The organism is Paraburkholderia terricola, assembly GCF_900142195.1.
GTDB classification, from domain to species: domain Bacteria; phylum Pseudomonadota; class Gammaproteobacteria; order Burkholderiales; family Burkholderiaceae; genus Paraburkholderia; species Paraburkholderia terricola.
Genome location: NZ_FRAB01000012.1, coordinates 87,287 through 107,573, shown reverse-complemented (window position 1 = coordinate 107,573; position 20,287 = coordinate 87,287). Strand labels below are relative to the sequence as shown.

Annotated in this window: 21 protein-coding genes; 6 read left to right on the top strand and 15 right to left on the bottom strand. The window is 64.9% G+C overall.

Translation table 11 applies throughout. The features are described 5' to 3' along the window. Nucleotides 1-174 precede the first annotated feature (174 nt). From tyrS to BUE39_RS13085, 3 genes are all read left to right on the top strand, one after another. On the top strand, nucleotides 175-1,419 hold the full coding sequence (gene tyrS, locus BUE39_RS13095; protein ID WP_073429095.1) for a tyrosine--tRNA ligase: 1,245 nt from the start codon (nucleotides 175-177) through the stop codon (nucleotides 1,417-1,419). 31 nt (nucleotides 1,420-1,450) lie between these two features. Next, a complete protein-coding gene (gene dtd / locus BUE39_RS13090; protein WP_073429094.1) occupies nucleotides 1,451-1,909 on the top strand; it encodes a D-aminoacyl-tRNA deacylase in 459 nt (152 codons plus the stop codon). A gap of 106 nt (nucleotides 1,910-2,015) precedes the next feature. Next, complete coding sequence (locus BUE39_RS13085; RefSeq protein ID WP_073429093.1) at nucleotides 2,016-2,675, top strand: histidine phosphatase family protein; 660 nt, start codon at nucleotides 2,016-2,018, stop codon at nucleotides 2,673-2,675. A 41-nt stretch (nucleotides 2,676-2,716) separates the two neighbouring features. On the opposite strand, the gene ruvB is transcribed toward BUE39_RS13085, so the two are convergent. The 3 genes from ruvB to ruvC form a co-directional block, all read right to left on the bottom strand. Continuing rightward, the gene (gene ruvB / locus BUE39_RS13080) at nucleotides 2,717-3,781 is read right to left on the bottom strand and encodes a Holliday junction branch migration DNA helicase RuvB (protein WP_073429092.1); all 1,065 of its coding nucleotides are present in this window, start codon (nucleotides 3,779-3,781) and stop codon (nucleotides 2,717-2,719) included. A gap of 28 nt (nucleotides 3,782-3,809) precedes the next feature. After that, nucleotides 3,810-4,391: a Holliday junction branch migration protein RuvA gene (gene ruvA, locus BUE39_RS13075; RefSeq protein ID WP_073429091.1), complete on the bottom strand. Its 582-nt coding sequence runs from the start codon at nucleotides 4,389-4,391 to the stop codon at nucleotides 3,810-3,812. Between the two features lie 71 nt (nucleotides 4,392-4,462). Next, nucleotides 4,463-5,005, bottom strand: coding sequence for a crossover junction endodeoxyribonuclease RuvC (gene ruvC / locus BUE39_RS13070; RefSeq protein ID WP_073429090.1), 543 nt, complete (start codon nucleotides 5,003-5,005; stop codon nucleotides 4,463-4,465). A 130-nt stretch (nucleotides 5,006-5,135) separates the two neighbouring features. Between ruvC and BUE39_RS13065 the strand changes: the two genes are divergently transcribed. Continuing rightward, nucleotides 5,136-5,375, top strand: coding sequence for a hypothetical protein (locus BUE39_RS13065; RefSeq protein ID WP_073429089.1), 240 nt, complete (start codon nucleotides 5,136-5,138; stop codon nucleotides 5,373-5,375). Nucleotides 5,376-5,502: 127 nt separating this feature from the next. On the opposite strand, the gene purH is transcribed toward BUE39_RS13065, so the two are convergent. From purH to BUE39_RS13040, 5 genes are all read right to left on the bottom strand, one after another. After that, a complete protein-coding gene (purH, locus tag BUE39_RS13060) occupies nucleotides 5,503-7,068 on the bottom strand; it encodes a bifunctional phosphoribosylaminoimidazolecarboxamide formyltransferase/IMP cyclohydrolase (RefSeq protein WP_073429088.1) in 1,566 nt (521 codons plus the stop codon). A 56-nt stretch (nucleotides 7,069-7,124) separates the two neighbouring features. Continuing rightward, complete coding sequence (locus tag BUE39_RS13055; protein ID WP_006049915.1) at nucleotides 7,125-7,358, bottom strand: Fis family transcriptional regulator; 234 nt, start codon at nucleotides 7,356-7,358, stop codon at nucleotides 7,125-7,127. After that, on the bottom strand, nucleotides 7,355-8,422 hold the full coding sequence (gene dusB, locus BUE39_RS13050; RefSeq protein ID WP_073429087.1) for a tRNA dihydrouridine synthase DusB: 1,068 nt from the start codon (nucleotides 8,420-8,422) through the stop codon (nucleotides 7,355-7,357). Before dusB ends, BUE39_RS13055 begins: the two co-directional genes overlap by 4 nt. A 239-nt stretch (nucleotides 8,423-8,661) precedes the next feature. Next, nucleotides 8,662-9,891, bottom strand: a complete 1,230-nt coding sequence (locus tag BUE39_RS13045) for a UbiH/UbiF/VisC/COQ6 family ubiquinone biosynthesis hydroxylase (RefSeq protein ID WP_073429086.1) — start codon at nucleotides 9,889-9,891, stop codon at nucleotides 8,662-8,664. A 6-nt stretch (nucleotides 9,892-9,897) separates the two neighbouring features. After that, complete coding sequence (locus BUE39_RS13040; RefSeq protein ID WP_073429085.1) at nucleotides 9,898-11,304, bottom strand: aminopeptidase P N-terminal domain-containing protein; 1,407 nt, start codon at nucleotides 11,302-11,304, stop codon at nucleotides 9,898-9,900. A 345-nt stretch (nucleotides 11,305-11,649) separates the two neighbouring features. Here BUE39_RS13040 and BUE39_RS13035 point away from each other — a divergent pair, with 345 nt between their 5' ends. Beyond that, nucleotides 11,650-12,264: a glutathione S-transferase C-terminal domain-containing protein gene (locus BUE39_RS13035; protein WP_176035726.1), complete on the top strand. Its 615-nt coding sequence runs from the start codon at nucleotides 11,650-11,652 to the stop codon at nucleotides 12,262-12,264. Between the two features lie 8 nt (nucleotides 12,265-12,272). Here the strand turns inward: BUE39_RS13035 and BUE39_RS34155 are convergent, their stop codons facing one another. Continuing rightward, nucleotides 12,273-12,512 (bottom strand): hypothetical protein, encoded by a 240-nt coding sequence (locus BUE39_RS34155; RefSeq protein ID WP_143031933.1) that lies wholly within the window; start codon nucleotides 12,510-12,512, stop codon nucleotides 12,273-12,275. 100 nt (nucleotides 12,513-12,612) lie between these two features. Between BUE39_RS34155 and loiP the strand changes: the two genes are divergently transcribed. Further along, on the top strand, nucleotides 12,613-13,371 hold the full coding sequence (gene loiP, locus BUE39_RS13030; RefSeq protein ID WP_073429084.1) for a metalloprotease LoiP: 759 nt from the start codon (nucleotides 12,613-12,615) through the stop codon (nucleotides 13,369-13,371). 130 nt (nucleotides 13,372-13,501) lie between these two features. On the opposite strand, the gene lnt is transcribed toward loiP, so the two are convergent. From lnt to miaB, 6 genes are all read right to left on the bottom strand, one after another. Beyond that, nucleotides 13,502-15,211, bottom strand: a complete 1,710-nt coding sequence (gene lnt / locus BUE39_RS13025; protein ID WP_073429083.1) for an apolipoprotein N-acyltransferase — start codon at nucleotides 15,209-15,211, stop codon at nucleotides 13,502-13,504. 48 nt (nucleotides 15,212-15,259) lie between these two features. Next, a complete protein-coding gene (locus tag BUE39_RS13020; RefSeq protein WP_073429082.1) occupies nucleotides 15,260-16,153 on the bottom strand; it encodes an HlyC/CorC family transporter in 894 nt (297 codons plus the stop codon). Between the two features lie 332 nt (nucleotides 16,154-16,485). Next, nucleotides 16,486-17,172: a gamma-glutamylcyclotransferase gene (locus tag BUE39_RS13015; RefSeq protein ID WP_073429081.1), complete on the bottom strand. Its 687-nt coding sequence runs from the start codon at nucleotides 17,170-17,172 to the stop codon at nucleotides 16,486-16,488. Nucleotides 17,173-17,199: 27 nt separating this feature from the next. Further along, a complete protein-coding gene (ybeY, locus tag BUE39_RS13010) occupies nucleotides 17,200-17,661 on the bottom strand; it encodes an rRNA maturation RNase YbeY (RefSeq protein WP_073429080.1) in 462 nt (153 codons plus the stop codon). 87 nt (nucleotides 17,662-17,748) lie between these two features. Further along, nucleotides 17,749-18,828 carry a PhoH family protein gene (locus BUE39_RS13005; RefSeq protein ID WP_073429079.1) on the bottom strand — a complete coding sequence of 360 codons (1,080 nt, stop codon included), beginning with the start codon at nucleotides 18,826-18,828 and terminating at the stop codon, nucleotides 17,749-17,751. A 45-nt stretch (nucleotides 18,829-18,873) separates the two neighbouring features. Beyond that, nucleotides 18,874-20,274 carry a tRNA (N6-isopentenyl adenosine(37)-C2)-methylthiotransferase MiaB gene (gene miaB / locus BUE39_RS13000; RefSeq protein WP_073429078.1) on the bottom strand — a complete coding sequence of 467 codons (1,401 nt, stop codon included), beginning with the start codon at nucleotides 20,272-20,274 and terminating at the stop codon, nucleotides 18,874-18,876. Nucleotides 20,275-20,287 lie beyond the last annotated feature (13 nt).

Below are 20,287 nucleotides of genomic sequence, written 5' to 3'. Positions count from 1 at the left end.
TGGTTGTAGCAGATTCTTGGCGCAAGCGCGGCTGAAGAAAAAGCGCGGCCGCGCTCACCGCCACGTCCGCACATGGAAATCGTGCGCCGCCGCGCCCGTTGTGGCCGACTCAGTGGGCGCGGCGGCGTGCATCTATGGGACAATCACCCTTTTTCGCGACTTCAAGTTTCCAGCATGAGCACCGAGTCCACCAAGCCCAGTCCCGCTTTTCCGATCACCGACGAAGTCCGTCATGCGCTCGCCGTCACCAAGCGCGGCGTGGACGAATTGCTGATCGAAGAGGAATTCGCGCAAAAGCTCGCGAAGAGCGCGGCGACCGGCACGCCACTGCGCATCAAGCTCGGGCTCGATCCCACCGCGCCGGACATTCACATCGGCCATACGGTCGTGCTGAACAAGATGCGTCAGTTGCAGGACCTCGGTCACACGGTGATCTTTCTGATCGGCGATTTCACGTCGCTGATCGGCGATCCGTCGGGCCGTAACGCCACGCGGCCGCCGCTCACGCGCGAGCAGATCGAATCGAACGCGAAAACCTATTTCGAGCAGGCCGCGCTCGTGCTCGACCGCGACAAGACCGAGATCCGCTACAACAGCGAGTGGTCGATGCCGCTCGGCGCGGACGGCATGATCAAGCTCGCGTCGCGCTACACGGTCGCGCGGATTCTCGAGCGTGAAGATTTCACCAAGCGTTTTCAGAGCGGCGTGCCGATCTCGATCCACGAGTTCCTGTACCCGCTGATGCAAGGCTACGACTCCGTCGCGCTGAACGCCGACCTCGAACTCGGCGGCACGGATCAAAAATTCAATCTGCTGGTGGGCCGTGAGTTGCAGAAGCAGTACGGCCAGGAACAGCAGTGCATCTTGACGATGCCGCTGCTCGAAGGTCTCGACGGCGTCGAGAAGATGTCGAAGTCGAAGAACAACTACATCGGCATCAGCGAAAAGCCGAACGACATGTTCGGCAAGCTGATGAGTATTTCCGACGTGCTGATGTGGCGTTACTTCGAGCTGCTCTCGTTCCGCCCGATGGAAGAGATCGCCGGCTTCAGGAAAGAGATCGAAGCGGGTCGCAATCCGCGTGATTTCAAGGTGATGCTCGGGCAGGAAATCGTCGCGCGCTTTCACTCGCAAGCCGACGCCGAGCGCGCGCTCGAAGACTTCAACCATCGCGCGAAGGGCGGGGTGCCGGACGATATTCCGTCGCTCACGCTGGCCGGCGCGCCGCTCGCGATCGGCCAGTTGCTCAAGCAGGCCAACCTCGTGCCGTCGACGAGCGAAGCGCTGCGCAACATCGAGCAAGGCGGCGTGAAGATCGACGGCGCGACCGTGTCCGACAAGGGTCTGAAGGTTGAGGCCGGCGAGTACGTCGTGCAGGTCGGCAAGCGCCGTTTTGCGCGCGTCACGCTGACGGCCTGATGAGCCGGGCATTGCATTCGGAGCCGCGCCGATGATCGCGCTGATCCAGCGTGTGCGGCATGCGGAAGTGCGCGTGAACGATCGCGTGACCGGCGCGATCGAAGCGGGGCTGCTGGCGCTCGTCTGCGCGGAGCGCGGCGACACGGAAGCCGCAGCCGACCGGCTGCTCGCCAAGGTGCTCGGCTACCGCGTGTTCAGCGACGCGGCCGGCAAGATGAATCTCTCCGTGCAGAATCTCGACGGCGCGGGCCGCGCAGGCGGTTTGCTGCTCGTTTCGCAGTTCACGCTGGCCGCGGATACGAACAGCGGCTTGCGCCCCAGCTTCACGCCAGCCGCGCCACCGGATGAAGGCAAGCGGCTCTTCGATTACTTCGTTGCGGCGGCCCGCGCGAAGCATCCGATTGTGGAGACAGGCGAATTCGGCGCTGACATGCAGGTGTCGCTCGTCAATGATGGGCCGGTCACCTTCTGGCTCCAGGCGAACGCCTGAAGCGCGCGTCAACACGAGGCGCGCAACGGCGCCCGCGTCTACTCTCCAGCCGGATTTGCGACAATACCGGCTCGGCATAACCGGCGAATAGCGCCCACTTCATCCCATGACCACGCAGATTCTATTCATCCGCCACGGCGAGACCGACTGGAACCGCATCAAGCGCATTCAAGGTCACATCGACATTCCGCTTGCGACGACCGGGCTCGAGCAGGCGCAACGCCTTGCGCGCCGCATCGCGAATGAAGCGAAGCAGGGCGCGCGGCTCGATGCGATTTATTCCAGCGACCTGCAGCGCGCGCGGCAAACCGCGCAGCCGATTGCCGAGATGCTCGGCTTGCCGCTGCAACTGCGCGAGGGTTTGCGCGAGCGCTCCTATGGTGCGTTCCAGGGGCATGACAGCGACGAGATCGCCGCTCGTTTCCCCGATGAACACACGCACTGGCAAACCCGTGATCCGGGTTTCGCGCCGCCGGAAGGTGAGTCGCAACGCGTCTTCTACCATCGCGTGCTGCATGCGGTCGAGCCGCTAGTGGCCGCGCATCCTGGCGGACGAATCGCGTGTGTCGCGCATGGCGGCGTGCTCGATTGCGTGCGCCGGTTCGCATGCGCCTTGCCGCTCGATGCACCGCGTGATTACGCGTTGCTGAATACGAGCGTGAACGTGGTGGATTTTGACGGCGGCAAGGCGTCCATCGTGTCGTGGGCGGACGTGTCGCATCTCGATGCGCCCAGCGCGGACGATAGTTTCAAGAAGGTGCTGTAACCCGTCGATCGGCGCGCCGCTTCCAACTGCATGCGCCTGGCTCAGGTCGCGGCCGAATCCCACAAGCCCGGCAGTCCGCTCGACGAGTCCGGCGCGGCGAGACCGAAATGCCGGTAGGTCAGCAGCGTGGCGACCCGCCCACGCGGCGTGCGCTGCAGGAAGCCTTGCTGGATCAGATACGGTTCGAGCACGTCTTCGATCGTGTCACGCTCTTCGCCGATGGCAGCCGCGAGATTGTCGACGCCGACGGGGCCGCCGTCGAACTTGTGCAGAATCGCCTCGAGCAGCTTGCGGTCCATCAGGTCGAAGCCGACCGCGTCCACGTCGAGCATTTTGAGCGCCGCGTCGGCCACTTGCGCGGTGATGTTGCCGTCGGCTTTCACCTCGGCGAAATCGCGCACGCGCCGCAGCAGCCGGTTGGCGATCCGCGGCGTGCCGCGCGCGCGCTTGGCGATTTCAAACGCGCCGTCCGGATGGATCTGTGCATTCAGCAGCGACGCCGAACGCGTGACGATGCGCGAGAGTTCCTCGGCGTTATAAAACTCCAGCCGCGCCACGATGCCGAAACGGTCACGCAGCGGATTGGTCAGCATGCCCGCACGCGTGGTCGCGCCGACCAGCGTGAACGGCTGCAGGTCCAGCTTCACGCTGCGCGCGGCCGGCCCTTCGCCGATCATGATGTCGATCTGATAGTCCTCCAACGCCGGATACAGAATTTCCTCGACGACCGGCGAGAGCCGGTGGATTTCGTCGATGAACAGCACGTCGTTGGCCTCGAGATTGGTGAGCAGCGCGGCGAGATCGCCGGCGCGTTCGAGCACTGGGCCGGACGTTTGCCGCAGATTCACGCCCATTTCCCGCGCGATGATGTGCGCGAGCGTGGTCTTGCCCAAACCAGGCGGCCCGAACAGCAGGACGTGGTCGAGCGATTCCGAACGGCGCCTGGCGGCCTCGATGAAAATTTCCAACTGGCCGCGCACTTTTTCCTGCCCGACGTATTCCTCGAGCTGGCGCGGGCGCAACGCGCGCTCGAACGCTTCTTCGTTCGGCGAGACGGGCGTGGCCGCGATGATGCGTTCGGCGGCGAGTTTGTCGGTTTCGATCATGGGTTCATTGTACCGCGCGCGCCTGGCTTCAACCCTTGGACAGCGCCTTCAACGCGAGCTTGATGCCCTCGGAAACGCCGGTGCCGGCCGGCACGTTTTTGACGGCCGCCAACGCTTCTTTCTCGGAGTAGCCCAAGGCAAGCAGCGCGTTAAGGATATCGGGGGCGTGGCCGGATGCCGACGCCGCGCCGGCCATCGCGCCGAGATCCGCGCCTAGCTTGCCCTTCAGTTCGAGCAGCAGCCGCTCCGCCGTTTTCTTGCCGATGCCGGGCACGCGCGTGAGACGCGCCGCATCCTGCAGCGTGACGGTCTGCGCGAGTTCGTGCACGCTCATGCCCGAGAGCACCGCCAGCGCCATGCGCGCGCCGATGCCGGAAATTTTCAGCAGTTCGCGGAAGGTCGAGCGTTCCTCGGCCGTGCCGAAGCCATACAGCAGATGCGCGTCCTCGCGCACGATCATTTGCGTGAGCAGCACGACACGTTCGCCGGTCGACGGCAGGTTGTAGAACGTGCTCATCGGCACGTCGACTTCATAACCGACGCCGTTGCAGTCGACGAGCAAATGCGGCGGATTTTTTTCCAGCAGAACGCCGGCAATGCGACCGATCATGGGGAGTTCATTCTTGAGAGAAAGGGCGAGTGTAGCGCAGCGAGCGGGCGGCGCGTCGTGCGCTTTTTCGCTTAGCCGACGAGGCGTCCGCGCCTGACGCGCAGCCCTTTCTTCGCCAGCGAAGGCGCGATGCCGCCGAGCGTGCTCAGCGTCGATCCGCCGTGAGCGTGGCAGATCGCCATGCCGAGCGCGTCGGCGGCGTCGGTGCTGGGTACGCCGGAAAGACTGAGCAGCCGCACCACCATCTGCTGCATCTGCTCCTTGGTTGCGCGCCCGTAGCCCACCACGGCCTGCTTCAACTGCAACGCGGTGTATTCGGCGACCGGCACGCCGCCCGCCACCAGTCCGCAGATTGCCGCGCCGCGTGCCTGGCCGAGCAGCAAAGTGGATTGCGGATTGACGTTGACGAACACTTTTTCAATCGCCGACTGATCCGGCGAATGCTGGCGAATCAGCGTGGAGATGCCTTCGAAAATGGTGCCGAGACGCGACGGCAGATCCGCGTCGGCGGTCTTGATGACGCCGCTCGCGACATAGCTGAGCGTGTGACCGCTTTGATCGATCACGCCGAAGCCGGTCACGCGCAAGCCGGGGTCGATGCCGAGAATTCTCATGGAGTGCCGCACGCGCGGTAAAAAGCTGGTGCCTGCGATACTACAACGAACGTGCCGCGCGGCGGCCGGCATGCGGCGATGTCGGCGGAATAAAAACTGCTGCTGCATGCGTACAGGGAGGTCATCGCGGATGGAGCGCTATCGGAATGTCAGTGGCGATTCGGGCGTCGCGGCGTATGAGATTGGCGACGACTATGTCGCGGTCCGTTTCAAGACCGGCGTCGCGTATTGGTACACGGAGGCGAGCGTCGGTGTGAAGCACGTTGCCGCGCTCAAGCGTCTCGCGCGACGAGGGCAGGGGCTCAGCACTTACATCAGCCAGCATCCCGATGTCAGCGGAGGTTACGAGAGAAAGGACCCGGACGATTGAACGGTGCAGCGCAGAGGGAAGGCAACAAAAAACGGCCTGATGGAAGTCTCCACCAAGCCGTCTCATTCAAGCCAACTGGGTGACCGATGCGCCAATCGAACCGCGCGCCGTGCCCCAAAAGCCGGAATCAATGCCGGAAGTGCCGCACCCCGGTCAACACCATCGCGATGTTGTGCTCGTCCGCCGCGCCGACCACTTCGTCGTCGCGCATGGAGCCGCCCGGCTGGATCACGCAGGTCGCGCCCGCGGCCACCACCACATCCAGACCGTCGCGGAACGGGAAGAACGCGTCCGACGCCACGGCCGAACCGGTCAGCGTCAAACCGGCGTTCTGCGCCTTGATGCTCGCGATGCGCGCGGAATCGACGCGGCTCATCTGGCCCGCGCCGACGCCGAGCGTCATGCCGTTGCCGCAGAACACGATGGCGTTCGACTTCACATACTTCGCGACGCGCCACGCGAACAGCAGATCGTCCATTTCCTTCGGCGTCGGGTGACGCTTCGTGACCACGCGCAATTCACGCGGCTGCACGTTCTTCGAATCGAGCGACTGCACCAGCAGACCGCCGCCGACGCGCTTCAGATCGAACGCGTTATGGCCTTCGCCCAGAGCGATTTCCAGCAGACGCACGTTCTGCTTCGCCGCGAACACTTGCCGAGCCTCGACGCTGAACGACGGCGCGATCAGCACTTCGACGAACTGCTTGGCCACGGCTTGCGCCGCCGCTTCGTCCACTTCGCGGTTGAACGCGATGATGCCGCCGAACGCCGAGGTCGGGTCGGTCTGGAACGCCTTGGCATACGCTTCGTTCGCGTCCGCGCCCACCGCCACGCCGCACGGATTGGCGTGCTTGACGATCACGCAGGCCGGCACGTCGAAGGTCTTCACGCATTCCCACGCCGCGTCGGAATCCGCGATGTTGTTGTACGACAGTTCCTTGCCTTGCAACTGGTTGTAGTTCGCGAGCGCGCCGGCCGGCACGGACAGGTCGCGATAGAACGCGGCGCTCTGGTGCGGGTTTTCGCCGTAGCGCAGGTCCTGCACCTTGTCGAACGCGAGATTGAAGGTGGACGGATACGTGTTGCGCGACGCGTGTTGCAATTCGTCGGTCAGGCTCGTCAGGTAGTTCGTGATCGCGCCGTCGTATCGCGCGGTGTGCGCGAATACCTTGGTGGCGAGGCGGAAGTTCGTCTTGTACGACACCGCGTTGCCGTTCGCGCGCATCTCCTCGAGCACCACCGCGTAGTCCGCCGGGTCGACCACCACCGTCACGTCGCGATGATTCTTCGCAGCCGAGCGCAGCATGGTCGGGCCGCCGATGTCGATGTTCTCGATCGCGTCTTCCAGCGAGCACGCTTCCTTCGACACCGTCTGCACGAACGGGTACAGGTTCACGACCAGCAGGTCGATTGTCGGAATGTCGTGCTTTTCGAGCGCGGCCATGTGCTCCGGCAGATCGCGGCGCGCGAGAATGCCGCCGTGCACCTTGGGGTGCAGCGTTTTCACGCGCCCGTCCAGCATTTCCGGGAAGCCGGTGTAATCCGCGACTTCGGTGACGGAGAGGCCCGCGTCCGCGAGCAGTTTCGCGGTGCCGCCGGTCGACAGGATCTTGACGCCGAGGTCCGACAGCGACTTGGCGAAGTCGACGATGCCGGACTTGTCGGAAACGGAGATGAGCGCTTGCTTGATCATGATGAAGACGAAAAGCCGAAGGGAAACGTGGCAGGGCGCGAAGAAATGACGACGCGCTACAACAAACCGTGCTGTTGCAGCTTCTTGCGCAGCGTATTGCGGTTGATGCCGAGATACTCGGCGGCCAGCGACTGATTGCCGCCGGCCTGCTCGAGCACCACTTCGAGCAAAGGTTTTTCCACACATGAAATGACCATGTCGTAGACGTCGTGCGGATTGGAGCCGTCGAGATCCTGGAAATAGATGCCCAGGCTGTCGCGGACAGATTGTTCGATGTTGTTCTTGCTCATGCTGCTAGTCGGTCGGTATGGTCCGGCTCGCCGTCGTTGTTGTCGAGCGTTTCGTCGACGTAGACGAGGCGCTCGGAGATCGCCTTCTGTGCGTCGAAGAATTCGTTGACGGCGAGGAGTTGTTCGCGCGTGGTGTCCAGCGTATTCATGCGATGCCGGAACACGTTGGCGCCAGAAAGGCCGCGAGTGTACCAGCCGATGTGCTTGCGCGCAGTGCGCACACCGGTAAATTCGCCGTAGAACGCGTAGTGATCCTCGAGATGCTCGTTCATCACCTGCTGGATTTCGTCGATGCGCGGCGGCGGCAGCAACTCACCCGTTTGCAGGAAATGCTCGATCTCGCGGAACAGCCACGGGCGCCCTTGCGCGGCGCGGCCGATCATGATCGCGTCGGCGCCGGTGGCGGCGAGCACTTCGCGCGCTTTTTGCGGCGACGTGATGTCGCCGTTGGCGACCACCGGAATGCGCACCGCCGCCTTCACCGCGGCGATGGTGTCGTACTCGGCCTCGCCGTGATACAGGTCGGCGCGCGTGCGGCCGTGCACGGTCAGCATCGAAATGCCGGCGGCTTCGGCGAGGCGCGCGATGGTGAGCGCGTTCCGGTTGTCGCGATCCCAGCCGGTGCGGATCTTCAGCGTGACGGGCACCGCGTCGGGCCCGACGCCCACCGCGCCCACCACCGCCTCGACGATGCGCTGCACCAGCGGTTCGTTCTGCAACAGCGCCGAACCCGCCGCCACGTTGCACACCTTCTTGGCCGGACAGCCCATGTTGATGTCGATGATCTGCGCGCCGTTCGCCACGTTGTAGCGGGCCGCCTCGGCCATCATGGCCGGATCGGCGCCGGCGATCTGCACGGCGATCGGCTCGACCTCGCCCGCGTGATTGGCGCGGCGCATGGTCTTTTCGCTTTTCCACAACTGCGCGTTCGAGGCGACCATTTCCGACACCGCATAGCCCGCGCCCAGCCGCTTGCAGAGCTGCCGGAACGGCCGGTCGGTCACGCCGGCCATCGGGGCGACGAACAGGTTGTTACGCAGATTGTGGGAGCCGAGAGTGGGCATGACGTGGACGCGCGCGCAACCGATTGTTCAGCTTCGTCAATCGGAGCGTTCGCGAAATGCAAGGGAAAACCGCTATTTTAGCGTTAACAGGTAACCGGGATTCGACATGTGTCGACCGTAACCTATTAAATCTTCTATGAAAGCGGGCCGGTTCATAGAGCCGCCGCCGTTTGCGCCGCTTGCTCCAAGCGCCCGGAAAACCGCGCAAAAAAACCGCGCGGCGCAAGCGGGCGGTGCACTCAGCGGCGCTGTCCGAACATCATCTGACGCGCCAGCGCGGTTTTCACCGGCGGCACGAATTCGAGCGCGGTGAGCGCGAGGCCGCGCATGATCGCGAGCGGCGCAAAGTCGATGGTGAACAGTCGCGCGAGCGTGTCGGTGGCGCCGATCGTCATGCGCCGGTCGAGCGCGCGGCGTTGCGCGAAGGTCGCGAGGGCGAGCGGCGTCGGGCCTTCCGCGGATAGCGCGTCGGCGAGCGCGTGCGCGTCGCGCAGGCCGAGATTCAAACCCTGGCCCGCCACCGGATGCAGCGTCTGCGCCGCGTTGCCGATCGCGACGATGCGGCCCTTCACGAGCGTATCCACCGCGTTCAGTCCGAGCGGAAACGACGCGCGTCCCCGGATCTGCGTGAAGCGGCCCATCCGGTCGCCGAAGGCGGCGCCGAGTTCGCGCAGGAATTCGTCGTCGGAAAGCTGCGTGCGGCGCGCGGCTTCCTCGGGCGCGCAGCACCACACCAGCGCGTAATCCGCGCCGCGCACGCCGCCCATCGGCAGGAGCGCGATCGGCCCTTGGGACGTGAAGCGCTCCCACGCCACGTGCGGCTGCGGCGCCGATGCGCTGACCGTGCCGACCAGCGCGGTTTGCCCGTAGTCGCGCGTGTCGCCCGCCGCCGCGCTCTTGCCGGCTTTCTTCTGATCGCCGAACAGGCCGCCTTCGGCGTTCACCAGAATGCGGCTGCGCAAATGCCGCGTGACGCCCGCGGTTTCGATCGGCAGCGTGACGCCGTCGTGTTCCTGCGTCGGCGCGGCGGCGGAGGTGGAGCGGAACCAGTGCACGGGCGTGGCATGCACCGCTTGCGCGAGACCGTGGACGATCGAGCCGTAGCGCAGCACGTAGCCGAGCGCCGGCAAGCCGTGCTCGCGCTGGTCGATCAGCGTGCGGCCGAAGTGTCCGCGCTGCGACACGTGAATGCGTTCGATCGCGGTGGCGTCGGCGGGCCAGTTCAGCGGCTCCAGAATCATCCGGCTGCCGTGCGACACGGCGATCGCGCGCGGATCGGCGATCGAATCCTCCGGCTCGCGCGCGTCGACGAGCGCGATCTTGAGCGCATGCGTCGCGCTGCGGCGCGACAGCCAGCCGGCGAGCGCCAGTCCGACCGGACCGGCGCCGACGATCGTCACGTCGAAATCGAATGACTGAGCGGAGGCGGCGGGCTTCAGAATCACCGCCGACTGGGAAACGTCGTTCATCGCGGATTACGTCCTCGTTTCATGGGTCGCGCGGGCTTCCTGCATGAGCGCCTCGATCTCGTCGGCGGCCACCGGCACGTCGCGCGTCATCAGCTCGCAGCCGGTCGGCGTGACGATCGCGTCGTCCTCGATGCGGATGCCGATATTCCAGTAGCGCTCCGGCACGCCTTCGGCCGCACGGATGTACAGGCCCGGCTCGACGGTCAGCGTCATCGACGCCTGCAGCGTGCGCCACGGCAGCGCGCCCGCTTCGTCGCGCGGCGCGCCGCGCTCGCGGTAGTCGCCGACATCGTGCACGTCCATGCCGAGCCAGTGGCCGGTGCGGTGCATGTAGAAGGGCGCGTAGGCGCGCTCGGCGATCACGTCGTCGACCGAGGCGAACTTCGTGCGTTCGACGATGCCGGTGTCGAGCAAGCCTTGCGACAGCACGCGCACGGCGGCCTGGTGCGGCTCGTCGAAGCTGGCGCCGGGACGCGTGGCGTCGACGGCGGCCTGCTGCGCGGCCAGCACGATGTCGTAGAGTTCGCGCTGCGCCGGCGTGAAGCGGCCGCTCGCCGGAAAGGTGCGGGTGATGTCGGACGCGTAGCCGTCGAGTTCGCACGCCGCGTCGATCAGGATCAGGTCGCCGTCCCGGGCAATCGCGTTGCCTGCCGGGTAATGCAGCACGCAAGCGTTGGCGCCCGCCGCGACGATCGACGTGTAAGCCGGCGCCTGCGCGCCGAATTTGCGGAACGTGTAGAGCAGCTCGGCTTCGAGTTCGTACTCGCGCACGCCGGGGCGGCACGCGGCCATCGCGCGGCGATGCGCTTGCGCGGAAATCCGCCCCGCGCGGCGCATGACGGCGAGTTCGTGGTCATCCTTGAAGAGCCGCATGTCGTCGAGCAGCGGCATCAGGTCGCGCGCGGCGCCGGGCGCCGCGACGCCGCTGCGGCCCTGCGCGCGCACCGCCTCAAGCCAGCCGCGCACTTGCTCATCCAGTTGCGCCGACGTGCCGAGCGCGTAATGCACCGACGGCTTGTCGGCGAGAAGCCGAGGCAGTTGCGCATCGATTTCGCCGACGGCGAATGCGGCGTCGAAGCCGAACGCCGCGCGCGCGCCTTCCGGGCCGAAGCGGAAGCCTTCCCACGTCTCGCGCTCGACGTTTTTCTCGCGGCAGAACAGGATCGACGCCGGCTCGCCGGTCGCGGCGCTGGCGTCGAGCACCAGCAATGCCTCGGGTTCGGTGAAGCCGGTCAGGTAATAGAAGTAGCTGTCGTGCCGGTACGGATAGTCGGCGTCACGGTTGCGCACCGTTTCGGGCGCGGTGGGGACGATGGCGACGCCGCCGCCCGCGGCGCGCAGCGCGGCGAGTACGCGCTCGCGGCGCGTGCGGTAGACGTCGATGGCGATGGTGGGTTCGGTCGGCTGGTTCATCGTGCGATTGTAGCGCCCAATGCCGCGACCTATTTGGCGGGGCTACTGGCGCGCAGGCCCGTGACGGCGGCCGAGCCCACGACGTGCTGGAGGCCGCCGCCCGGCCCCCGTGGCCGCTGCACCGCGCCAACCGTAAGACAGCGCGATGGCCGCCCGTGCATGCCGTCCGCGCGCCCCTTGCCGCCGCGTTGGCCGTTCGGCCGGCTAGACGCAGCGCGAGCGACGGGGCAATGTTGCAATCCATCCACAGCGAGTCTGCATGCGGCTCGCGAACATGCGGCGTGCTGCTCGGGAATGCCGCCAAGCCCTTATACTTTCGCCGAATTCAAGAAAAGGCAGATGGTCATGATGAAACTCATCGGTTCGCTCGCCAGCCCCTTCGTGCGTAAAGCGCGGATCGTGCTGGCCGACAAGAAGATCGACTACGAACTGGTGCCCGAGAACGTCTGGGCGCCGGACACGAAGATTCACACCTTCAATCCGCTCGGCAAGGTGCCCTGCCTCGTGATGGAAGATGGCGAAGCGGTGTTCGACTCGCGGGTGATCTGTGAATACGTGGACACGCTGTCGCCGGTCGGCAAGCTGATTCCCCAGTCGGGGCGCGAGCGTGTCGAGGTGCGTTGCTGGGAGGCGCTCGCCGACGGCATGCTGGACGCGGCAGTGCTGATTCGTCTCGAAGGCACGCAGCGCGCGCCCGAGCAGCGCGTGGAAGCCTGGGTCGCGCGGCAGCAGCGCAAGATCGACGAAAGCCTGATCGCGATGTCGCAGGGTTTGGGCAGCAAGCCGTGGTGCGCGGGCAATCACTACACGCTCGCGGACATCGCGGTGGGCTGCGCGCTGGGCTACCTCGACTTCCGCATGCCCGAGTTGAACTGGCGTGAACCGTATCCGAATCTGGACAAGCATTTTCAGAAGCTTTCGCTGCGCCAGTCGTTTATCGACACCGTGCCGGCGAATTGAACGGGCGGTTATCGGCGTACACGGGGAATAAGAAGCGAATCAGAACCGCATAAGCAGCGAGTAAGCACCGCGCCAGCGATGCGGCCGTCGTGAACGAATGCTTGCCCGAATTCGCGGCAACTTTGAAAATTGAGGTCACTCAAGCTTGCAAAAGCATGAATAAAACCTTGCATCGTGGTAAAAAACGCCTGCTCGTCAGGCGTTTTTTTTGTCTGCGCGCGTGGCGCAATGGCTGATGCAATCGACATACACTGATTTTATTTGTCGGCAGTAGGCGGCCATTGCGAATGGGGCGGCGCATTAAAAGCGCGTCGCCGAAATCAATAACATCGCAAAGAGACTTCCACGATGAAACAGTATCGCCTCGTCATCGCCGCTTCGGCGTTCGCGTTGCTTGCCGCATGCTCCAGTGTCGGCAATGTCGATCCGTCCGCCTTGATCCAGTCCGGCCAGTTGGCCACCCAGGCCGCCACCTTGAGCGACACCGACGTGCGCGCGCTGAGCGACAAGTCCTGCGCGCAACTGGACAGCGAAAACAAGATCGCCGCGCCGAACAGCAAGTACCAGAAGCGCCTCGACAAGATCGCCGCGCAACTGGGCGACAACATCAACGGCACGCCGGTGAACTACAAGGTGTATCTCACGAAGGACGTCAACGCCTGGGCAATGGCCAACGGCTGTGTGCGCGTCTATAGCGGCCTGATGGACATGATGAACGACAGCGAAGTGCGCGGCGTGGTCGGCCACGAAATGGGCCACGTGGCATTGGGCCATACGAAGAAGGCGATGCAGGTCGCATACGCGACCTCGGCGGTGCGCTCGGTGGCGTCTTCAACGGGCGGCGTGGCGGCGGCGCTGTCCGGTTCGCAGCTCGGCGAGTTTTCCGAGAAGCTGATTAACGCGCAATTCTCGCAAGCGCAGGAAAGCGCGGCCGACGATTATTCGTTCGATTTGCAGAAAAAGAAGAAGCTCGATCCGTCGGGATTGGTGACGGCATTTAACAAACTCGCGCAGGCGGACGGCGGCAAATCGAGCATATTGAGTTCGCATCCCGCTTCACCGGCGCGTGCGCAGCATATTCAGCAGCGGATCGCTTCGAATCAGTAACGCCTGATTTATGGAAAACGCGCGCTGGCGGAATCCCGTCAGCGCGCGTTTTTCTATTGACGGTTGATGTTCGGCGATGAATTCACCGCGCCGCTTTCACGTATAAACGGACGGCGCGGTGACGCAGGATTTACTGCGGCTTATTGTTTCCATTCCGGCGCCGCGTTATCCCCGGCCCGAATGCAAACCCGAACGCCAGCAGCAGCAACGAAACGGCCAGCACCGTATTGTTGCCGCTCGTCACATAGGGCGTGCTGCCCGAAGTGCCTTGCACCGTCAGATCGAGCGAGCCGATCGTGTACGGCGTCAGCCGTCCGAGCACCTTGCCGTTGGCGTCGATCGCGGCGGTCATACCGGTGTTGGTGGCACGCAGCATGGGCCGGCCCGTCTCCAGCGAACGCATGCGCGCGATCTGCAGATGCTGGTCGAGCGCGATGGTGTCGCCGAACCAGGCGAGGTTGGTGGAGTTGATCAGCACGCCGGCCGGCGTGTCGCTCTCGCGGATGGTGCGCGCGATCTCCTCGCCGAAAATGTCCTCGTAGCAGATGTCGACCGCGACCGGCTGGTTATGCACGATGAACGGCTTCTGCACCGGCGCGCCGCGCGCGAAATCGCCAAGCGGGATGCTCATCAGATTGACGAACCAGCGAAAGCCCCACGGCACGAATTCGCCGAACGGCACGAGGTGATGTTTGTCGTAGCGATACACGTCGCGGGTGCCGGGCGTGACGCCGAACAGACTGTTCGTATAGTCGACCACCCGGCCTTCCGGCGTGATGGTGCCGCCGATCGCGCCGAACAGGATCGCGCTGCCGGTCGAATCCGAGAAATCGCGCACCGCCGACGCGAACCGCGGCGGCAACTGCTGCGCGAGCACGGGAATGGCGGTTTCCGGCGTGATGATGAGGTCGGCGGGCTTCGACGTAATCATCTGCTGATACTGCTCGATCGCGGCGCGCATGCCGGATTCCTCGAACTTCATTTCCTGTTTGACGTCGCCTTGCAGGAGGCGCACCGTCAGTGGCGCGTTGGCGGGCACCGTCCATTGCACGAGCGGCAGCAGCAGGCCGGCCGCGATCAGCGCCAAGGCCATGCCGCCGGGAACCGCGATGCGCGCAATGCTGCGTTCAGAGCCGGTGGGCTGACTGCCGCCGCTGTCGGCCAACACGCGCGCGGGCAGCAGCGGCAGCAGCGCCTGCACGATCAGCGCCGCCGTCAGCGCCAATATCCAGCCGACGCCATACACGCCCGCCACCGGCGCGAAACCGGCGAACGGTCCATCCACTTGCGCATAACCGCTCGCGAGCCACGGAAAACCGGTGAATATCAGGCCGCGCAGCCATTCGCTAATCGCCCAGGCGCTCGCGAAGGCGAGCGCGCCGTGCCACGTCGGCGAAAACGGTTTGTCGGAGGCCGACGCGCCGTTGCGCGCGTGGCCGGCGCAAAACGACCATACGCCCGCAGCCAGCGCGGGATAGAGCGCCAGATACAAGGAGAACAGCACCACCGCCGCGCCCGCGAGCGGCGCGGCCATGCCGCCGTAGTCGTGCATGCTGACGTACAGCCACCAGACGCCCGAGACGAAGTTGCCGAAGCCGAAGGCGCCGCCCGTCAGCGCGGCGCTTTTCCAGCCGGTGCTGCGCGTGAGCCACGCGAAAAAGAACGTGAAGATGACGAGTTCGAGCCAGCCGCCATGCGGCGTGGGCGCGAACGACAGCGTGTTCGCCGCACCGGCGGCCAGTGCGACGAGGTAATGCCAGCGGGGGAGTGCGCGGCCGCGGGTGTCGGCGGCAGCGGCGCTCACGCCGCTGCGCGAACGGGTGGTAATCGGGTCGGCCATTATTGCGCGGTCGGCGTGAGGAGTTGGGAAGCGAAGAAACGAAGCCGGTCAGGTCTGAACGTGCTGGGCTTCGCGCTCGCGCTGGCCGGCGAGCGGATCGCGGCGCACCAGCAGCATGTGAATCTGGCGGGCGTCACCGCGCAGAATTTCGAAGATCAGGTCGTCGAGGCGGACCTTTTCGCCGCGATGCGGCACTCGCCCGAAGTGATGCGTGACGAGGCCGCCGATCGTATCGACTTCCTCGTCCGAGTAATGGGTGCCGAAGGCCTCGTTGAACTGCTCGATCTCGGTGAGCGCGCGAACGCGGAAACGCCCGTCCGGCGACGCGATGATGTTGCCGCTTTCCTCGTCGAAATCGTATTCGTCCTCGATGTCGCCGACGATCTGCTCCAGCACGTCCTCGATCGTGATCAGGCCGGCCACGCCGCCGTATTCGTCGACCACCACCGCGAGGTGATTGCGATTCACGCGGAAATCGTGCAGCAGCACGTTCAGGCGCTTCGATTCAGGAATGAAGACGGCGGGGCGCAGCATGCCGCGCACGTCGAATTCCTCTTCGGCGTAATAGCGCAGCAGGTCCTTGGCGAGCAGCACGCCGATGATGTTGTCGCGATTGCCTTCGTAGACCGGATAGCGCGAGTGCGCTTTTTCCAGCACGTAGGGAATGAATTCCGCAGGGCTTTCCGCGATGTTGATCGCGTCCATTTGCGCGCGCGGCACCATGATGTCGCGCGCGCTGAGTTCGGAGACCTGGAATACGCCTTCGATCATCGACAGCGAGTCGGCGTCGATCAGGTTGCGCTCGTGCGCGTCCTGCAGGATTTCCAGAAGTTCGGCGCGCGAGTCGGGCTCGGGCGAAATGAAGTCGGTCAGACGCTCGAGAAGTGAGCGTTTTTCGTGCGGTTTGTCGAGTTGGCGTCGACTGGGATACGTGTCGTTCATGGTAGTGCGCCCGGCAAGACTGGGCGCGCTGTTGCAGAGCATTAAGGATACACCACGCACATGGCAGGACCGTGTCCCGCCTGGCTGGCGATGAGTGAAGCAACGGTGAAACCGCCCCGTCGCGCAGGCGAAGCGTAGGTCAATCCTAACTGATTACGCGGGGAAAAGCGTTCCGAAGCAAAAAAGCGCGGCTGGTTACGCGATGAGCATGCTTGCGGCGGGCGCGTTCCGTTCGGCAGGCGGGCGGCGCATCGGCGGTTACCGCGTTCGGCGACCGCGCAGGGGTTTCACACAGGCCTCACCGGCGGCGCGCCGATGAGCGCGCAAACAACTCACTGGTTCGAGCGGCGGCCGTCCGCTTGCCCGGCCGCCTGACACCGTTCGAGCAGCGCTTCGAGCGCACGGTCGGGCATGCCGCTTTCGCGCAGCGCGTGGACCGTGCGGCTGACATAGTCGAGCGTCGTGCCGTAGCGTCCGCACGCGCAGCCGAATACCGTTTTGACGACCTCGTCTTGCAGCTTGCCGGTGTAACTCGGCACGTCGCGGCGCATCACGAAGGCGAGCGCGTCGACGCGCCGGCCGTCGGCGAGCACGCACGGCAGCCATGCCGGGCGGTACGAACCCATCGCCATTTCGCGGCGCCAAAGCGCTTCCAGATGCGGCATCGCGCCCTCCGCGGCGAGGCGGAACGCGATGCCGGTGCACGAGCCGCCGCGATCGAGCGCGAGCACGAGGCCAGGCTGCTCGGGCGTGCCGCGATTCACGCGCGACCACAAATACAGCCCGCGGTGATAGCCGTGCACCTTGGAGCGGGTGGCTTCGAGCGTCGGCAGGCCGGGGTTCCAGATCAGCGAGCCATAGCCGAACAGCCACAGATCGCTTGCGCGGTCCCAATCGCGCAACGTGCATTCGAGCGACGCGCGCAGTTCCTCGTCCGTCAGGAGCCGCGATTCGCCGAGCGCCGGCGGATAGTCGGGGCAGGGCGTTCGCGTGTCGGCTTCGGGGGAAGAGGTGCTCACGGTCGGTTTGAACGGGGTTGGCGGCGGCTATTGGTACGGATCGGGAAAACCCAGCTTGCCGAGGATTTCCGTTTCGAGCGCTTCCATTTCCTCGGCTTCTTCCTCGACTTCGTGGTCGTAGCCCTGGGCATGGAGCGTGCCGTGCACCAGCAGATGCGCGTAGTGCGCGATCAGCGGCTTGTTCTGCTCGGCGGCTTCCTGTTCGACCACCGGGCAGCACAGGATCAGGTCGCCCGTCACCGGATCGTCTTCCGATTCGGCGTAGGCGAAGGTCAGCACGTTGGTCGGATAGTCCTTGCCGCGATAGGTGCGATTCAGCGTGCGGCCTTCTTCGGCATCGACGAAACGCACGGTCAGCTCGCCGTCCGCGAAAAGCGCCGCCTTGATCCAGCCGGCCACGGCGGCGCGCGGCAGCAGCGCCTTGTGTTCCGGCCAGGCTTTGGCGGCGGGGAATTGCAGATTCAACGTCAGTTTCGGGGCGCGGCTCATGCGTGATGGATTTTGTTGCTCTTGTTGCTTTGTTTTCCGCGGCCTATGCCGTGGCATTCGGCGCGGCTCGACGCAAATGGGCGCGGCTCAGCGCGAATCCGCCGGATTGGCCGTTTTCTGCGAATGCGCATCGTACGCCTCCACAATTCGCGCGACCAGCGGATGCCGCACCACGTCCGCACTGGTGAAGCGCGTGAGCGCAATGCCGCGCACATCCGACAGCACCTGCTGCGCTTCGATCAGCCCGCTCTTCGCGCCGCGCGGCAAGTCGACCTGGGTCGTGTCGCCCGTGACCACCGCCTTCGAGCCGAAGCCGATGCGCGTGAGGAACATCTTCATCTGTTCGGGCGTGGTGTTCTGCGCCTCGTCGAGAATGATGAACGCATGATTCAGCGTGCGCCCGCGCATGTATGCGAGCGGCGCGATTTCGATCATCTGCCGCTCGAACATCTTCGCGGTCTTGTCGAAGCCGAGCAGGTCGTACAGCGCGTCGTAGAGCGGGCGCAGATACGGATCGACCTTCTGCGCCAGATCGCCCGGCAGGAAGCCGAGACGCTCGCCGGCTTCGACAGCCGGCCGCGTCAGCACGATGCGCTTGACCTGATCGCGCTCCAGCGCGTCCACTGCGCAAGCCACCGCCAGATAGGTCTTGCCCGTGCCCGCCGGACCGACGCCGAAGGTCACGTCGTGCGAGATGATCTGCTTCAGATAGTCGCGTTGCGCCGGCGTGCGGCCGCGCAGATCGGCGCGCCGCGTGTACAGCTTCGGGCCCAACTCTTCGAGGTCGTCCTCGCCGTTGTCGGCGGGTTCGTCGAACGGATGATCGGGATTGCCGGGAAAGCGCGGATCGACCGCCGCATCGCCATGGCCGTTGCCGTTGCCGTTCGTGCGATGCCGCGCCGGGTGGCGCACTTCGACGAGCGCGAGCTGGATGTCGTCGACCGACAGCGGCTCGCGCGCGTTGTTGTAGAAGTTTTCGAGCGCGGTGAGCGCGAGTTTCGCGCCGCGCCCGCGGATCGTGATGCGGTGGCCACGGCGTTGCAGCGTCACGTCGAGCGCCTGCTCGATCTGCCGCAGATTTTCGTCGAGCGGGCCGCAGAGGTTGGCGAGCCGCGCGTTGTCGTCGCGCGGTGCGGTGAATTCCAGATGCTGCTGAGTGGTCTTCAAGGCGGAGGATCGATCCTGTCGGTTCGTGACGCTGGCGCGCGTCGCTCAGTGAGTGGTGGCCGCTGCCGCAAGGGCGCTTGCTTCGGGACGAACGTCGTCGTGCACCAGCACGAGTTCGCCGCGCAGCGAATGCGGGTACGCGTGGACGATCTTCACGTCGACCATCTGGCCGATCAGCCGCGCGTGCGAAGCCAGCGGCGCGGGGAAGTTCACCACACGGTTGTTCTCCGTGCGGCCAGCGAGTTCGTTCGGGTCCTTGCGCGCCGGGCGCTCGACCAGAATGCGCTCGATCTTGCCGACCATCGAATCGCTGATGCGCTGCACGTTCTGTTCGATCGTAGCCTGCAAATGTTGCAGGCGCTTGAGCTTCACCTCGCGCGGCGTGTCGTCGTGCAGATTCGCGGCGGGTGTGCCCGGTCGCGGGCTATAGATGAACGAGAAACTGGTGTCGTACTTCATCTCGTGCACCAGCGCCATCATCTTGTCGAAGTCTTCTTCCGTCTCGCCGGGAAAGCCGACGATCATGTCCGTGGACAGCGACAGGTCGGGGCGGATCGCGCGCAGCTTGCGGATCACCGACTTGTATTCGAGCACCGTGTAGCCGCGCTTCATCGCCATCAGAATGCGATCGGAGCCGTGCTGCACCGGCAGATGCAGGTGGCTGACGAGCTTCGGCACCTTTGCGTAGGCGTCGATCAGGCGCTGCGTGAATTCCTTCGGATGCGACGTGGTGTAGCGAATCCGTTCGATGCCCGGAATCTCTGCGACGTATTCGATCAGCGTCGCGAAGTCGGCGATTTCGGCGGCGCCCAACGTGAGCGCGCCGCGATAAGCGTTCACGTTCTGGCCGAGCAGCGTGACTTCGCGCACGCCCTGATCGGCGAGACCGGCGATCTCGGTCAGCACGTCGTCGAGCGGGCGCGACACTTCCTCGCCGCGCGTGTACGGCACGACGCAGTAGCTGCAATACTTGCTGCAGCCTTCCATGATCGACACGAATGCGCTCGGACCTTCCACGCGCGCGGGCGGCAGATGGTCGAACTTTTCGATTTCGGGGAACGAGATGTCGACTTGCGCGCGGCCGGTTTCGCGGCGCTTGTCGATCATTTGCGGCAGACGGTGCAGCGTTTGCGGACCGAACACCAGATCGACATACGGCGCGCGCGACACGATCGACGCGCCTTCCTGGCTCGCCACGCAGCCGCCCACGCCGATGATCAGGTTGGGATTCGCTTCTTTCAGTTCGCGCACGCGGCCCAGGTCGGAGAACACTTTTTCCTGGGCTTTTTCGCGCACCGAGCAGGTGTTGAACAGAATGACGTCCGCGTCTTCCGGCGTGTCGGTCTTGACGAGCCCTTCAGCCGCGCCGAGTACGTCGACCATCTTGTCGGAGTCGTACTCGTTCATCTGGCAGCCAAAGGTCTTTACATAAACTTTCTTGGTCATCGAATTTCGCCGG